The organism is Ephemeroptericola cinctiostellae (genome assembly GCF_003339525.1).
Lineage (GTDB): Bacteria > Pseudomonadota > Gammaproteobacteria > Burkholderiales > Burkholderiaceae > Hydromonas > Hydromonas cinctiostellae.
Genome location: NZ_CP031124.1, coordinates 1,268,347 through 1,283,096, shown reverse-complemented (window position 1 = coordinate 1,283,096; position 14,750 = coordinate 1,268,347). Strand labels below are relative to the sequence as shown.

Here is a 14,750-nt window from a genome sequence, read left to right as displayed (position 1 = left end):
AAGTAAATGTTTACTTTTTTTGAACGATTTAGAACGTGCGTGGTTTTGGTGGTACGGTGTCCACGGTCAACGGTTTCAAGTTCACAGGTTTGTAATCCAAACGATTGCCTTCGGCGTACCACAAAGTGTGTTTCATCCACTCTTTGTCGTTACGACCCAATGGGAAGTCTGGGTGATCCGCGCCATGTTCATAATCGTACACGGCATGTGCACCACGGCATTCTGTGCGCGCTGCGGCAGAAACCATCGTTGCTTTCGCGACTTCGATCAAGTTGTCCACTTCAAGCGCTTCCACCAAAGCGGTGTTGAATACTTTTGATGGGTCTTTGACTTGGATGTTGTTGACGCGCTGTGCCACTTTCATGATTTCCGTGACGCCTTTGTTCAAGGTGTCTTGCGTACGGAAAACCGCTGCATGTTGCTGCATCGTTGCACGGATGGCATCAGCCACGTCTTGTGCATTTTCACCCGATGTGTTGCTTTGGAAACGGTTCAAACGCGCCAAAGTTTTATCAGCGGCGTCTTTAGGCAAGACTTTGTGATCGACTGGGAATGATTTAATCGCTTCAACAATGTGATTACCCGCTGCGCGACCAAAAACGACCAAATCAAGCAGTGAGTTCGTGCCGAGGCGGTTCGCGCCATGCACCGATACGCATGAGCATTCGCCCACAGCGTAAAAGCCTTTGACCACTTTATTGCCGCTTTCCATCGCATTGCTTGGATCAGCAGGAACAACCACTTGACCATGTACATTGGTCGGAATGCCACCCATTTGATAATGAATCGTTGGCACAACAGGAATCATTTCCTTAGAGGCGTCGACGTTCGCGAATTTCTTCGCAATTTCAAAAATCGATGGCAGACGCTTCATGATGGTTTCTTTACCAATGTGCGTCACGTCAAGCATCACGTGGTCTTTGTTTGGACCGCAACCACGGCCTTCTTTGATTTCTTGATCCATCGAACGTGACACGAAGTCACGTGGCGCCAAATCTTTCAATGTCGGCGCATAGCGTTCCATGAAGCGCTCGCCATTGCAGTTGCGCAAAATGCCGCCTTCGCCTCGCACGCCTTCGGTGATCAACACGCCTGCACCCGCCACGCCTGTTGGGTGAAATTGCCAGAACTCCATGTCTTCGAGTGGAATGCCCGCGCGCGCTGCCATGCCCAAGCCGTCACCAGTGTTGATGAAGGCGTTGGTTGATGCGGCAAAAATACGACCAGCACCACCTGTTGCAAACAAGGTGATTTTTGCTTGCAAATTCATCACTTCGCCTGTTTCCATTTCGAGCGCAGTCACACCAAGCACATCGCCTTCTTCATCACGGAGCAAATCAAGCGCCATCCATTCAACGAAGAATTGGGTGTTTGCGCGCACATTGCGTTGATACAGTGTATGCAACAATGCATGACCCGTACGATCCGCGGCCGCGCAAGCGCGAGGCACGGGCTTTTCGCCATAATTGGCAGAGTGACCGCCAAATGGACGTTGGTAAATCGTACCATCTGGATTGCGGTCAAAAGGCATGCCAAAATGTTCAAGTTCATACACAACTTTGGGTGCTTCGCGGCACATGAATTCAATTGCGTCTTGGTCGCCAAGCCAGTCAGAACCCTTGACCGTATCATAGAAGTGGTAATGCCAGTTGTCTTCAGCCATGTTGCCCAAAGATGCGCCAATACCACCTTGCGCCGCAACGGTGTGAGATCGTGTTGGGAATACCTTGGTCAATACGGCAACCGACAAGCCCGCTTCAGAAAGTTGCAATGCCGCGCGCAAACCTGAACCACCCGCACCAACCACAACCACATCAAATTTTTTCGTTAAAATCGCCATGTTATTTCCTTAATTCCTTACTTAAACAAGGCTGAAACGCCATACGCAGCGCAACCCAGCAACCATAAAATGGTAAAAATATGCAAAGCCAAGCGCACGCCTGAATTTTTAACATAATCCATCCAAATATCACGCACGCCAATCCAAGCGTGATAACAAGCAGCCAACAAGGTGAAGAAAGTCAAAAACTTCATCGGACCGCTGGCCATGAAACCATTCCAAGCCTCATAAGTTGCAGGCGCCGTCAAAAAGCGCACTAAAACGGCAACCACGAACACCAACACCAACGCACCTGTGATGCGCTGTGCGAGCCAGTCTTTCCAACCATAATGCGCGCCAGTCACGACGCGAGAAGTACCTACTTTTACGTTATTCATCAGGTGCTCCTATTAGAATAAATTAAATAAACGTGCAGCAACAACTGCTGTCAACGCTAAACTCACCATCAACACCGTGTGCGCTGTTGAACGACCGCCCTCTTTGCTGACCTTGATGTGCAAATCCATCACAAGGTAACGAACACCCGCGCATGCGTGATGCAAAATGGCCCAGATCAAGCCAAGCAAGATGATTTTGACCAAGGGATTCGCTAAACACAGCACCAAAGCATCAAATTTGTCCTTGGAGCCAAAGGCAGCGGTGATGATCGCAAATAAAAACGGCAGAGCCAAAAACAAAGCTGCGCCGCTGATGCGATGAAGAATAGATACGATGCCCGCAGGCGGCAAGCGGTAGTTGCGAATATCAGAAATGCCAATATTACGAAACTCTTGCCGTTTGGGTGTGTGTGGTGTTTGACCCATAATGACCTCTACTATTAATTAAAAACTGGTGATATTGAATGATGCCAGCCGTTCAAAAAGCTGGCATTTTTCACTAAATGACATATTAAACACATAAAATTACTAAAAACTTACCGTAATTTCACAGAAAATACCGCATTGCAACAACATATTGGTAAATAAAAACGCTAAAAAACAATAGCGTTATTGCATGAGCTTAAGCTCAAATTAATTCATTTTGATAGTGATATGCAGAAGTGAGGTACCAACCATGGCGAACCTCAACCAGCTTATCGGCATAGCTGTAAGACAAGCGCTCAATGAACAACAAAGGTTCATTTTGGGAAATTTCTAGGGAATCAACCACTTGCGAATCGCCCATCACCGCACGCAATTTCTCTACCGCTCGAATCATCCGCACATTATATTCTGCTTCGAACCAACCGTACAGCGTTCCTTTATAATTCATCATTTTTTCCTGCGTCACATCGGTGAAAATGTGGGTTGACAACCAGATTTCCTCATACACTGCAGGTTTATTATTAAAAGACAATAGGCGTGTGATTTTAACAGCCAACTCTTTTTTGGCCAAGCCAAGGTGGGTGCGAACATCCTCAGATGGCTGTAAATGCTCTACATTTACAATTTTTGATTTCGTTTTAACATCCGCGCCTGAATCCGCTTTCATGCTGAGAAAACGAAAACGCACTTTCGCTTCTTGATGGGTCGCGACAAACGTCCCTCGCCCTTGACGGCGCACCAACAAATTATCAGCAGCCAACTCATCAACGGCTTTACGCACCGTGCCCTGACTGACTTTATAACGTGAAGCCAGTTCAACCTCAGATGGAATAATTTCCCCCGCATTCCACTCACCCTGCTCCAAACTTTGCAACAATAAAGCTTTAATTTGCTGATACAACGGACTGAATACAGGGGACGTATCCGCCGCATTTGAATTGTGATCGACCATGTCATCCTCCACGCCATTGGCGCGATTGTTTTATAATTGACGAGAACTCAGCTTCAACCAAAGGTGTGCTTGTGTGTCTTTGATTTTTTCAGGTTCGGCGCATAACATCTTTGGCATCTACAGTTTAAAAAGTATTTTTTAACGGCCATCAAAATGTTTTTTTGCTTCTTCTCTAGACGAACGACCTTTCGCGGCCAGCTGTCAGTTGATTGCAAGCATTATGCCCCAAACTGATTGAACTGTCCATCACTCCTACATCTTGTATAAGACACTAGAGTATTGACACAACACACACCCTTGTTTACACTCTTGTTATTCGTCATGCTGCTTCGCACAAATAGCAAAACTCCACAGCAAAAGTGCCAAGCTGCGTTACAATATCATGCTTGATTCTTCTCATTTCTCAACTTTTAAAAGGTGTTATATCATGGCAAAAGCCCCCATGCGCGTTGCGGTCACTGGTGCCGCAGGTCAAATCTGTTATTCTTTGTTGTTCCGCATCGCCAACGGCGACATGCTTGGTAAAGACCAACCTGTGATTTTGCAACTCCTTGACATCACACCTGCATTGCCAGCAGTGAACGGCGTTGTGATGGAATTAGAAGACTGCGCATTCCCATTGCTCGCAGGCGTTGTGATCTCTGATGATCCAAACGTTGCATTCAAAGATGCAGATGTTGCTGTATTGGTTGGCGCACGCCCACGCTCAAAAGGCATGGAACGCAAAGACTTGCTCGAAGCCAATGGCGCAATTTTCACCGTTCAAGGCAAAGCATTGAACGACCACGCCAGCCGCAACGTTAAAGTATTGGTCGTCGGCAACCCAGCCAACACCAACGCCTACATCGCCATGAAATCTGCACCTGACCTGCCACGCGAAAACTTCACCGCCATGTTGCGTTTGGATTACAACCGCGCCGCATCACAAATCGCAGCGAAAACAGGCAAAGCAGTTGACGGCATCGAAAAACTCACCGTATGGGGTAACCACAGCCCAACCATGTACCCAGACACACGTTTCGCAACCATCGGCGGCGAATCTGTTGACGGCATGATCAACGATCAAGCATGGACACGCGACACATTCATCCCAACAGTCGGCAAACGTGGTGCAGCGATCATTGAAGCACGTGGCTTATCATCGGCCGCTTCAGCAGCCAACGCCGCCATCGACCACATCCATGACTGGATCCTCGGTTCAAACGGCAAATGGGTCACCATGGGCGTGCCATCAAACGGCGATTATGGTATTCCAGCAGACACCATGTACGGCTTCCCGGTCACAACTGAAAATGGCACATACACCATCGTTGAAGGCTTGGAAATCGATGAGTTCTCACGCAGCAAAATGGATGCCACATTGGCTGAGTTGGAAGAAGAAAAAGCAGGCATTGCACATTTATTGGGCTAATCGCTTGAATGTACTTCGGTACAACATAAAAAAAACCAGCTCACTTGAGCTGGTTTTTTTTATGTACTTTTAAGTAATGTATATTTTTAAACCTATTAAGGAGAAGGCATTGTATTGATAATATTTTCAAAAAATACACCGCTGTCACTTTCTGAAAAAGAGTGCTCAACTTGCTTCCCTTCTCCAAATAACACCAGTCGTTTTTCAATAAAACATAGAGAAACAAACTCCGCATTCAATGCACTGAATGCGATACACCAATTTGGAATAAATGTTCCCATTGGCGTGTAAGACGACCAACCTTTTTTATTGGCGTTAAGCCAATCTTCAAGAAATTGAACTTGCTTTGTTGAAAGAGCAATAGAATTTTTCTGATCATTAAATGCACCATCCATTTTTCGATAAAAATGTATCGTACCACTTTCAATTTCAATCGGCTCAATCTCGTTGCAACCCACTAAAAAAGGCAGAGAACAAATCAACACGTGCAAACGAAAAAAACGTAGGGTCGTCATGATGGATAAAGCCTTAGTAATTACAATACGCCACACCCTTACTCAGCCCTCACTCAACCCCAGTACAACGCTTAAACGGTCAAGGTTTTGTTCGTTTGCAGGTTCGACAATTTGTCGAACGGATTGAGCAACGACTTCATCGTCAAACGTCTGATCCCAACGCAGCAAAGTCCCCCCAGAAAAGGCCTCTAACGTTATGGTAAGCTGAAAATGAGGTTGATTGACATGTTTGATGACGACTTTGCGATCCGCTTCAATGGTTAAAAAAATCGCCTCATTAGGATAGCTCGCACCATCAGGGCCGATCATGGTGAAAAGCCACTTGCCACCCGTTTTGAACTCAAAGACATCGAAACGATTAGAGAAGCCCGCTGGGCCCCACCATTTGGCGAGACGTTCAGCGTCCTTCATCGCACCGAACACCAATGAAGGTGACGCGGCCAGCTGGCGGCTGGTGCTGAATGTGGTCATAGTACAAAACTCCTCAAATGAAGTTCATTAAGTTTTCAACGCCCAATGTTTGAGCCAACCAGCAAGCAATGGGGTTGAAAATATGCGAAACGCTCGACCTTATTGTTGTCCGTGCTAAACGAGCGGTTGGTTTTTTATTCAGGATTACAATGTAAACTTTGGGTCAATGCTTCGTTAAATGTTTTTGTGACATCAACCGACTGATCAATTGGGTTTTGCCCACCCATAAAAGCGCCCATGCCATGTTGTATCATGTAGGCGGGATAATAATTGGGTGCTCCAACAGTTTTAATTTTTTTGCATAATCGATTTAGTGAATCGCTGCCAGTTGAAAGGGTTGCTTTCATGACTTGGCTAAAAGAATTTAACTCGTCGCTTGATAAATTTCTGACGGCATTCATTTGCAAAACCACCATCGCTTGATGGGCTGTTCTATCACTCACCCTCTTTGCATCAACCATACCGTACACCCTAGAAAATGCATATAAATTTGTTGCGGCCACATAATCTTTCTTGTCTAAACAATTTGTCATTCCCTTGAAAACATCTGCTGGGGTATACATGTTTTTTAGCTCTGACACATCAACACAAGCTATATTGTTTGTTATCTGTAGGTTTCCCTGTGTTTGGTAATTGATGATGCTCTCGGCGCGCGCAACGCTGGATGTTGCAATTAATGCAAAAACTAATTTTTTCAGATATTTCATACGATTTTCCTTAAACCTAATGTTTGACAGAGCGAGGCGACTGGAGGTGGGCGAAGTCTGCCAGAAGGCGTCCTTTCAATGGAAGAGTGAGGCTCATGCGACATGCTCAGGATGTGATCGGAGCGGCCAGCGCCTCTGTGGTGCCTTTTGCAGCGATGCGTTGCAGCGTGCGCTCCAGCGCAGCTGTGTCTGGATAGATGCATACGCTGGTTACACGACCCCACTCAATTTGAATCAGATTGCCCCCTTCAGCCGAAGTTTTGACTCCATCGGTTCCAAAGTTAGTTTCGATCCAAATGGTCTCCACTTGCATGCACCACGGCCAACCCGAGACCCTCACTTCCTGAAGAGTAAAGCTGATTCCATTCAAGAGCCGCAGAAGACGCCCATACCAAGCTCGGATGGCCTCTGGTGTTCGACGTGTTCCGGACAGCGCATGCGTACCTACGAAATAGTGAACAGCGTTTGTGGACAGCTCATCTGTAATGGCCTCAATCCTCCCAGCGCTGAGCCCAGCAAACGCTGAGGTGATCTTCCTGCGAACAATGGCGTGGTACATGGTGCGATCACTTTCTATGTGGCATAACGTTTGACTTGAGGGCATGCGTAGGCATGAAGGCTTTATCAAAACGAACCTGGCTCACCATTGCATGCCCTCTCGACGGAAAAATTAGGGCGGGCTGCTTTGACGCAATGCACGGAACCAGCCTCCTGAAATGACGAACCGTGGAAACGTAACCCACTGCTCAAGAAGGATGCGCGAGAGGGCATTGGTGCGACTCGTGAAAGGCTCCGGCGGCACCTCCTCTTTCCCGTGACCGCGGGCTTGGAAGGCAACAGAGACAACCATGGCAACGACCGAGAAGATTGCCAACGTGGCAGAACGCTCGATGACCGCGACGACAAGTGCGACATTGCCAGCCAAGAAAAGAGGCACAACGACGATGTGTATGAGCAGGTTGGCGCGCGAGTGGTGATACCTCGGATAGCCGCTCCACTGCCAGCGCAACAATTCAAGAATACTCATTTTGCCTCCAATTAAAAAGCCCTAACTTTGACATGAGCGGCACGCGGTGGATTGATGCGCCTGACCCAAAATGAAATGGGGGTCAGGCGTGGCATGCCATTGCGCATCCGTTCGATGGAAAGGTTGCCCCCAGTCTTGCAGAGCCAATACTATTCATTCAATAGCTCGTGCTGCTCTGGCCGCCAGGCTGGGACACACGGAATGAAGACGACAAGATGGTCTCCGCGCCAGGCGATCTTCTGACCTTTTGGAACGAAAGCGACATCGCCTGCTTGCAGGATAACAACCGACTCGGGCATTTCAAGCTCTCCTGAACCAGACACGACATAGACAATCTCGTCTGACTCAAGATTTCTGCCCCAACCCTGAACAGGGTAGCGGCCATTGATCTCAGCAACAGACCCATTCGCAACAGAACTCCCGAGCGATCCATACTCAAAAATCGTGAACTCGGGGGAGATAGGGATGCGGCGGGCAGAAGATTTTTGGATGTGTTGTATGGTCATGTCAGTAGGGGTGATGGATTCGTGTGCTGTGGGTAATGCTGAAATTAAACAGATCTGTTAGGCCGCATTTCGCTGCTGCGCCAGCAGCTTGATTGCGAGAGTGCCGAGTACCAAGCCCATGAAATACCGCTGCACCGAAAGCCAGACTGGATTTCTTGAGAACCAACCAGCTATGCCCGCCGCCGAAAGTGTAACCAGCAGGTTCACTGTTGACCCAATGCACACCTGAGTTGTGCCCAGCAGTAGACTCTGGGTAAATACAGAGCCTGCCTCAGGTGAAATGAACTGCGGCAAGACCGAGAGATAAAAGATTGCGACTTTTGGATTGAGAATGCTGGTGAGCAAGCCCATCGTGAAAAGTTTGCGTGGTGACTCGGCCTGGAGGTCTCTGGCCTCGAATGGAGAACGTGAACCAGGCCGCACCGCCTGCCAAGCCAGCCACAGAAGGTAAACTGCTCCAGCAAACTTGAGCAGTTCGTAGCCAAGAGGAACAGCCATGAATAGAGCGGTAAGTCCGACCGTGGCACAGACCATGTGGACTGTGAAGCCAAGCACAACACCGAACCAAGACATGACACCTGCGGCGCGACCTTGACAAAGTGATCGTGAAATCAAGTAGATCATGTTCGGGCCTGGCGTGAGTGCCATGAGCAGGGCTGCGCCGACAAAGAGGAGGTAGCTGGTGGTGGTGAGCATATTCGATCTACGGGCTAACGTTTGAGTTGAGAGGCGCGACCCAGCTTGCCGAGGCACGTCCTCTCGATTGCAGGGTTAGGCGTCGGTGTGTACCGCACCTTCAACCTTGGGAGAAGAACAAAATTCTTCCAAGTGGCTCAAATACCACTTGGGAAAGCCATGTTCTCGGGCCGCCTTGATGATGTGCTCGACATATGCAAGGTCGGCTGGATCGTCTTTTCGCCCAGGCGGCATGTAGCAAATGGCTGGCAACATTCTGTTGTTGCTGGTTTCCACAAGCACGGCCTCGGGAAGAAAGACACCAACTCCGTCTCTTGAGTACAGCTTGTTCAGTTCATCGTGGGATGGATACACCAGGACACCACAAACGGCGTGTTGACCAGACCGAAAGATATTCGCGTGTGGATCAAAGGTGATGTCGTACCCATTTAGTTTTGCGACTTCGACTGTTTCGGGATTGAAGCCACCCAAGGCCATGACGTCTCTACGGATGAAACTCCCATAGAAGAACGCGGCAATTCGCTTTTGAGTCTGTAGCAATGTGGCTCCAATGTGGTTGGTTGGGAAGGCTGAAGCATGCGCTGCGTTTGCCGATGCCTAACTAAGCGGCAGTTTTTAAGTTGCGGTTTTGTGGGATACTTTTGCGCAGCAAAACCACAAAACCGCAACTTAAAAACTGTCCAGCGCACGAAGTGCGCGATGCTTCAGCGACTTGTTAGCCATTATTGATTTTCAGGAAGAGAAACAGGTACTGCAAACTTAACTCTACTGATTGATTTGTTTTCATTAGTGGACTGCCCACTGCTACCTAAGTTTATTGCACCAGCAAAAACGCCAATACCACCTTTTGTTCCAGTGCCTTCTGTGACAGTTAGAGCTACGTCAAATTGCACGATTTGCGCGGGAGATCCTCCAGCGGTTCGAAGAAAGCCATGTTGCGCTGCATACTCCGAGCTACCTGTTATTCTTGGATTAACTGAACCACCAGAAGTGCTAGTTTTATCTTGTGCATTTTTAATCCCAGAAATAATTTGCAGTAATGTTTCTGATACAAATTCTTGAAGATCCATGTTTTTTTCCTATTTGTGTGGCTAACGTATGTTATGCGTCAAAAAACACCAACAATTAAAAACATTCTGTTTTCAAAATGCCGCACAACCTGCTTATATGATTTTTATAAATCTGCTGCCCTCAAGGCAATGGGCTTGCTTGATTCTTTAAGCCAGTAGAACGTCTTCCTGTTCGAATCTAAAGTACGGCATGACGATTTAATGCCTTGACTTGAGGCTTACACCATAAGAGTACATGATGAACATCGTTTAATCAATGCCTATCTATACTTTTTGATTGATCCATGATTTGCCTCATTGACGATTATAAAAGCACAGGACTTTCAGCGCTACAGTTGTACCAAGCCCCTTATTTTGTTAGGATGGGCACCAACGACTTCACGCGTTATCCAATCCATTTTTTGAGCCATTATTTCCTAAGGTCACATGACAGTCCATCCATCCATCGCCCTTTTTTCCGACGCGCCCGCGCCTGTTTCGCTTTCACCTGTTGACCATTATGCAGGTAATGAGCGGTTTATTCACAAGGCGATTGCCAAGCAAATTGAGCTTCATGGCGCATTTGACATTGCACTGGATCTTGAGGATGGTGCGAGTATTGGGCAGGAGGCGGCGCAGGCGAGGTTGATGGGTGAGGTGTTGGCGTCTGAGTTGAATCAATTTAATCGCCTTGGTGTGCGGATTCATGATGCGCAGCATGGTCACAGTTTGGATGATGTGCGTTTGGTGTTGGCGACGGCGCGGCGTGCGCCTGCGTATTGGATGATTCCAAAAGTGGGTACGTTGAGCGAAACGTTGGCCCAGATTGCTGATATTGGTCGTTTGCACGAGGATGCGGGTGTGGTGTTGCCGCCGCTGCATATTTTGATTGAAACGCATGCGGCGTTATATGATGTGCATGCGATTGCAGCGTTGCCTCAAGTCGAAAGTTTATCGTTTGGCTTGATGGATTTTGTCTCGGCGCACCACGGTACAATTCCTGCGGGCGCGATGACGTCACCAGGGCAGTTTGAGCATCCGATGGTGGCGCATTGTAAGTTGGCGATTACGCGCGCGTGTGCGGCGTTTGGCAAGGTGGCTTCGCACAATGTGACGACAGATTATGCAACGCCAAACGCGGCGTTTAATGATGCACGCCGTGCGCGAGATGAGTTTGGTTATTTGCGCATGTGGAGCATTCATCCGAATCAGATCGATGAAATTTTGCGGGCGTTTTCGCCTGATGATGATGAGGTGACTTTTGCAGCCGATTTGTTGTTAAAAGCGGAGGCGGCGAGCTGGGGGCCGATTGCTTTTGAAAACAAATTGCATGATCGAGCCAGTTTTAGGCATTTTTGGTTGGTGCTTCAACGGGCGCATGCGGCGGGTAAAACGCTGCCTGCTTTTGCTGAAAAGTGGTTTTGATCGCGGTGAGCACTTGCATCTGCCCCACATGTGACGTAAAAACTGATGTCAAATCCAACGGGCATGCATTTAATGACCATGCGGAGCACGCCACATGGTCAGAAGAGCAATACCGTTTCTATGGTTGTTTCGTTAATTAATCCATCATGCCGCACTTGATGCGGCATCTCCCAGCACTGGAGATTGACGGTAGATTGCGGATCAAGCACACGATGCAATGACCTGTCAAATTCAATAGCGGACTGGCTATCATTGGGTTTGAAGGCAAAAACACGTCAGCGATTTTTCATCTTTTCGGTATGATCCATCAAGTTGTGATGATGGTGATGACCATGAACCCTTACTTTCCAAACCCCTGCCCATGTCCCATTTAAAATCTGAATCCTACTCCAACTACGCCCGCAATCAATTGAACAGCGGTCGCGTCAACGAGACACAAGTCCTTGATTTAATGGCTAAATTGCCTTTATCCATCGCTGACATTCAAACATTATTCAAAGCCAACACCCCTGCGCACCACGACGCTGAAACGGCGGCGGGCGTGGCTCTGCGACGAACGCGGGCGCAGGTGATGTTGGCGTTGATGGAGTACAACCTGAACCATGCATTGGATGAGCAGCACTTGACCGTGGTGACGGCGACCATCAGCGCATTGGCGGATGCAAGTACTTTACATGCGCTTGAGGTGTGCCGCTTGTCGTTGCGTGAAGTGCATGGCGAGCCGTTGCGTGAGGATGGCACGCCGATGCCGTTGTGGGTGATGGGGATGGGTAAACTGGCGGGCAATGAGCTGAATGTCTCGTCGGACATGGATTTGATTTTTGTGTTTGAACACGATGGGGAAACACGCAACACCAGCGACAATCCCCGTCCACGGCTGTTGTCGCACGGTGAGTTTTTTGAACGTTTGGGCAAACGGGTCATCAAGTTGCTCGATGATGTCACGGAGTTTGGTTTTGTGTTTCGCGTCGACATGCGCCTGCGTCCGAACGGCGCAAGCGGACCGCTGTGCGTGAGCTTGTCGATGCTTGAAAAATATTTGATCTCCAATGCGCGCACGTGGGAGCGTTTTGCTTGGCTGAAAAGCCGTTTGATGAATCCCGATGCGCACTCACATCAGCTGCACAATTTAATCAGCCCTTTTGTTTTCCGTCGTTACCTTGATTACGATGCCATCGATGCACTGCGTGATGTGCACAGCAAAATCCGCACGCAGGCCAATGCAAAATCAAGCGCAAAAAATAACGCAATTGACATCAAGCTGGGTGCAGGTGGCATCCGTGAAATTGAGTTCATCGTGCAGTTGTATCAAATCATCAAAGGTGCGCGCACACCTGAACTGCAACAAAAAGCCAGCTTGGATGTGTTGCCGCATTTACTCGCACACGGTTTGATCTCTGCTGAAAAGGCGGCTCAATTGACCGAGTATTATGTCTTCTTGCGCCACCTTGAGCACCACATTCAATACATCGATGATGCACAAACGCAGTTGTTGCCGTCTCAAACAGACACCCAAACAAAACTGGCGCAAGCCATGCATTGTGCAGACTTTGACGCGTTGCTTGCGCATTTGAAAATAGGTCAAGCGATCGTATCCACTCACTTCAATGCGCTGTTTGAAGCGGATAAAAACGGTGCCTCAGAGGCTCAACCGCAAAACGACGACCATGCAGCATTGATTGCCCCATTCAAAGAACCGAATGCCTTGCAAGAGCACTTGGCGCGGCTTGACAGCGATGCGCGCATCAACCAATTGCCTGAGCGCAGTCAAATGCGCTATCGCCAATTGGTGTTGCGCACATTGGCTCTTTTGGCGGCGCAAAACACGGCACCGATTCCCAATGAATATGCGATGCGCATTTTCAACTTTTTGGATTCTGTCGCCAAACGCAGCAGCTATTTGGCTTTGCTGTTTGAATACCCGAAAGCTTTGGCGCATTTGATCAAACTGTGCACCCGCTCGCGTTGGGCGGCCGATTACTTGACGGCGCATCCCATTTTATTGGATGAAATGCTCACGCCTGCGCTACACACGCCGCCGAATTGGGCAGAAGTCGAAACCGAGTTACAACAGGCTTTGGCGCGTGCTGTGATCAATGACAACCCTGACATGCCCGATGTCGAACGTCAAATGGACATTCTGCGTGAGACCCACCATGCACAGGTATTTCGCCTGCTCGCACAGGAACTTGATGGCTTGTGGACGGTGGAGCAATTGGCGGATCATTTGTCTGAATTAACAGACATCATCTTGCGCCAAGCCTTGCATTTTTGCTGGCACGCTTTTCTAAAACGCCATAAAGAAACGCCTAATTTCGCCATCATCGCCTACGGTAAATTGGGTGGTAAAGAAATGGGTTATGCCTCGGATTTGGATTTGGTCTTTTTGTACGATGATGCGCATGTGGATGCCTCGGACATTTACGCCCGCTTTGCCCAACGTTTGAACAATTGGCTGATCGCGCCCACGCCTGCTGGGATTTTATTTGAAACCGATTATCGACTGCGCCCGAATGGTGCGAGCGGTTTACTGGTCAGCAGCTTGAGCATGTTTAAACAATACCAAAGTGAATCTGCATGGTTTTGGGAACATCAAGCCATCACACGGGCGCGTTTTTGCGCGGGTGATGCAGTCATTGGCGATTGGTTTGAGAACGAGCGGCGTTCGATCTTGCAACAACCGCGTGAACGCGATGTGGTCATTAAAGACATCATCAAGATGAAGCAAAAAATCAAAGAAGGTCACCCCAACACCAGTGCGTTGTTTGACGTTAAATATGACACAGGTGGCATGGTTGACATTGAATTTTGTGTACAAGCGTTGGTTTTGCTGAACAGCCATGCCCATGTTGAATTGCTTGAAAACAAAGGCAACATCGGTTTGCTTCATCGGGCTGGAGATGCAGGTTTGATTTCTCCACACACGGCCACTGAAGCAGCGAATGCGTATCGCTCTTTCCGTGCCATTCAGCATGCAGCGCGCTTGCAAAACAACCACGATACGCGTGTTCAGCCTGAGCAGGTGAAAAATGAAATGAATGCGGTGCAGGACTTACTGCGTGAAGTATTGGGTTAAAAGCGACTGTTTTTTTCGTAAACATTGCATTTTTCCACTTCTTTTCAAATAACACTACGGACAACAGACGCATTTCATCATGCCGTGCTTGTGATGCAACATGATGAATCAGGAGATTGCAGGTCAAGCCCGCAATGACGTATTGAAGGATTTCTGACAATTTTCACTACACCTTCTCAATAGAAATTGTAGATAAAACCTGCACTAACGCGCCGAATCGCGAAGTTTTTGGCTGCATATTCTCTGAACATGCCTTCAACACAAAAAAGTCC

General features: G+C 48.3%; 16 protein-coding genes. 3 read left to right on the top strand and 13 right to left on the bottom strand.

Features of this window, described 5'->3' with window-relative positions; all coding sequences use genetic code 11:
• Window positions 1-28 precede the first annotated feature (28 nt).
• From sdhA to DTO96_RS05885, 4 genes are all read right to left on the bottom strand, one after another.
• Window positions 29-1,840: a succinate dehydrogenase flavoprotein subunit gene (gene sdhA, locus DTO96_RS05900; protein WP_114562646.1), complete on the bottom strand. Its 1,812-nt coding sequence runs from the start codon at window positions 1,838-1,840 to the stop codon at window positions 29-31.
• A 17-nt stretch (window positions 1,841-1,857) separates the two neighbouring features.
• Window positions 1,858-2,217: a succinate dehydrogenase, hydrophobic membrane anchor protein gene (gene sdhD / locus DTO96_RS05895; RefSeq protein WP_114562645.1), complete on the bottom strand. Its 360-nt coding sequence runs from the start codon at window positions 2,215-2,217 to the stop codon at window positions 1,858-1,860.
• Between the two features lie 12 nt (window positions 2,218-2,229).
• Window positions 2,230-2,643, bottom strand: a complete 414-nt coding sequence (gene sdhC / locus DTO96_RS05890) for a succinate dehydrogenase, cytochrome b556 subunit (RefSeq protein WP_114562644.1) — start codon at window positions 2,641-2,643, stop codon at window positions 2,230-2,232.
• Between the two features lie 202 nt (window positions 2,644-2,845).
• Window positions 2,846-3,595 (bottom strand): GntR family transcriptional regulator, encoded by a 750-nt coding sequence (locus DTO96_RS05885; RefSeq protein WP_114562643.1) that lies wholly within the window; start codon window positions 3,593-3,595, stop codon window positions 2,846-2,848.
• Window positions 3,596-4,022: 427 nt separating this feature from the next.
• On the opposite strand from DTO96_RS05885, the gene DTO96_RS05880 reads away from it, so the two are divergent.
• Window positions 4,023-5,006 (top strand): malate dehydrogenase, encoded by a 984-nt coding sequence (locus tag DTO96_RS05880; protein WP_114562642.1) that lies wholly within the window; start codon window positions 4,023-4,025, stop codon window positions 5,004-5,006.
• 95 nt (window positions 5,007-5,101) lie between these two features.
• Here DTO96_RS05880 and DTO96_RS05875 read toward each other — a convergent pair whose 3' ends face one another.
• The 9 genes from DTO96_RS05875 to DTO96_RS05835 all read right to left on the bottom strand — a co-directional run bounded on the left by DTO96_RS05875 (window position 5,102) and on the right by DTO96_RS05835 (window position 9,998).
• The gene (locus tag DTO96_RS05875) at window positions 5,102-5,521 is read right to left on the bottom strand and encodes a hypothetical protein (RefSeq protein ID WP_114562641.1); all 420 of its coding nucleotides are present in this window, start codon (window positions 5,519-5,521) and stop codon (window positions 5,102-5,104) included.
• Between the two features lie 42 nt (window positions 5,522-5,563).
• Window positions 5,564-5,992, bottom strand: coding sequence for an SRPBCC domain-containing protein (locus tag DTO96_RS05870; RefSeq protein WP_114562640.1), 429 nt, complete (start codon window positions 5,990-5,992; stop codon window positions 5,564-5,566).
• Between the two features lie 134 nt (window positions 5,993-6,126).
• Window positions 6,127-6,699, bottom strand: a complete 573-nt coding sequence (locus DTO96_RS05865) for a hypothetical protein (protein WP_114562639.1) — start codon at window positions 6,697-6,699, stop codon at window positions 6,127-6,129.
• Window positions 6,700-6,805: 106 nt separating this feature from the next.
• Window positions 6,806-7,258, bottom strand: a complete 453-nt coding sequence (locus DTO96_RS13230; RefSeq protein WP_505661231.1) for a nuclear transport factor 2 family protein — start codon at window positions 7,256-7,258, stop codon at window positions 6,806-6,808.
• A gap of 111 nt (window positions 7,259-7,369) precedes the next feature.
• Complete coding sequence (locus DTO96_RS05855) at window positions 7,370-7,726, bottom strand: Mpo1-like protein (RefSeq protein ID WP_114562637.1); 357 nt, start codon at window positions 7,724-7,726, stop codon at window positions 7,370-7,372.
• 149 nt (window positions 7,727-7,875) lie between these two features.
• Window positions 7,876-8,232 (bottom strand): cupin domain-containing protein, encoded by a 357-nt coding sequence (locus tag DTO96_RS05850; RefSeq protein ID WP_114562636.1) that lies wholly within the window; start codon window positions 8,230-8,232, stop codon window positions 7,876-7,878.
• A 57-nt stretch (window positions 8,233-8,289) separates the two neighbouring features.
• Window positions 8,290-8,928, bottom strand: coding sequence for a LysE family translocator (locus DTO96_RS05845; protein WP_114562635.1), 639 nt, complete (start codon window positions 8,926-8,928; stop codon window positions 8,290-8,292).
• Between the two features lie 75 nt (window positions 8,929-9,003).
• The gene (locus DTO96_RS05840; RefSeq protein ID WP_157964344.1) at window positions 9,004-9,405 is read right to left on the bottom strand and encodes a gamma-glutamylcyclotransferase; all 402 of its coding nucleotides are present in this window, start codon (window positions 9,403-9,405) and stop codon (window positions 9,004-9,006) included.
• Window positions 9,406-9,650: 245 nt separating this feature from the next.
• The gene (locus tag DTO96_RS05835; protein WP_114562633.1) at window positions 9,651-9,998 is read right to left on the bottom strand and encodes a hypothetical protein; all 348 of its coding nucleotides are present in this window, start codon (window positions 9,996-9,998) and stop codon (window positions 9,651-9,653) included.
• A gap of 426 nt (window positions 9,999-10,424) precedes the next feature.
• On the opposite strand from DTO96_RS05835, the gene DTO96_RS05830 reads away from it, so the two are divergent.
• Window positions 10,425-11,402 (top strand): HpcH/HpaI aldolase/citrate lyase family protein, encoded by a 978-nt coding sequence (locus tag DTO96_RS05830; RefSeq protein WP_114562632.1) that lies wholly within the window; start codon window positions 10,425-10,427, stop codon window positions 11,400-11,402.
• A 361-nt stretch (window positions 11,403-11,763) separates the two neighbouring features.
• Window positions 11,764-14,478, top strand: coding sequence for a bifunctional [glutamate--ammonia ligase]-adenylyl-L-tyrosine phosphorylase/[glutamate--ammonia-ligase] adenylyltransferase (gene glnE / locus DTO96_RS05825; protein ID WP_114562631.1), 2,715 nt, complete (start codon window positions 11,764-11,766; stop codon window positions 14,476-14,478).
• The last annotated feature ends 272 nt before the right edge of the window (window positions 14,479-14,750 follow it).

Bases quoted from the DNA above. Each gene is read 5' to 3' on its own strand.
- DTO96_RS05830 (WP_114562632.1), top strand. From the start codon at position 10,425: ATGACAGTCCATCCATCCATCGCCCTTTTTTCCGACGCGCCCGCGCCT.
- DTO96_RS05835 (WP_114562633.1), bottom strand. From the start codon at position 9,998: ATGGATCTTCAAGAATTTGTATCAGAAACATTACTGCAAATTATTTCT.
- sdhC (WP_114562644.1), bottom strand. From the start codon at position 2,643: ATGGGTCAAACACCACACACACCCAAACGGCAAGAGTTTCGTAATATT.
- sdhD (WP_114562645.1), bottom strand. From the start codon at position 2,217: ATGAATAACGTAAAAGTAGGTACTTCTCGCGTCGTGACTGGCGCGCAT.
- DTO96_RS05850 (WP_114562636.1), bottom strand. From the start codon at position 8,232: ATGACCATACAACACATCCAAAAATCTTCTGCCCGCCGCATCCCTATC.
- DTO96_RS05845 (WP_114562635.1), bottom strand. From the start codon at position 8,928: ATGCTCACCACCACCAGCTACCTCCTCTTTGTCGGCGCAGCCCTGCTC.
- sdhA (WP_114562646.1), bottom strand. From the start codon at position 1,840: ATGGCGATTTTAACGAAAAAATTTGATGTGGTTGTGGTTGGTGCGGGT.
- DTO96_RS05885 (WP_114562643.1), bottom strand. From the start codon at position 3,595: ATGGTCGATCACAATTCAAATGCGGCGGATACGTCCCCTGTATTCAGT.
- DTO96_RS05840 (WP_157964344.1), bottom strand. From the start codon at position 9,405: ATGGCCTTGGGTGGCTTCAATCCCGAAACAGTCGAAGTCGCAAAACTA.
- DTO96_RS05880 (WP_114562642.1), top strand. From the start codon at position 4,023: ATGGCAAAAGCCCCCATGCGCGTTGCGGTCACTGGTGCCGCAGGTCAA.
- DTO96_RS13230 (WP_505661231.1), bottom strand. From the start codon at position 7,258: ATGTACCACGCCATTGTTCGCAGGAAGATCACCTCAGCGTTTGCTGGG.
- DTO96_RS05865 (WP_114562639.1), bottom strand. From the start codon at position 6,699: ATGAAATATCTGAAAAAATTAGTTTTTGCATTAATTGCAACATCCAGC.
- DTO96_RS05875 (WP_114562641.1), bottom strand. From the start codon at position 5,521: ATGACGACCCTACGTTTTTTTCGTTTGCACGTGTTGATTTGTTCTCTG.
- DTO96_RS05870 (WP_114562640.1), bottom strand. From the start codon at position 5,992: ATGACCACATTCAGCACCAGCCGCCAGCTGGCCGCGTCACCTTCATTG.
- DTO96_RS05855 (WP_114562637.1), bottom strand. From the start codon at position 7,726: ATGAGTATTCTTGAATTGTTGCGCTGGCAGTGGAGCGGCTATCCGAGG.
- glnE (WP_114562631.1), top strand. From the start codon at position 11,764: ATGTCCCATTTAAAATCTGAATCCTACTCCAACTACGCCCGCAATCAA.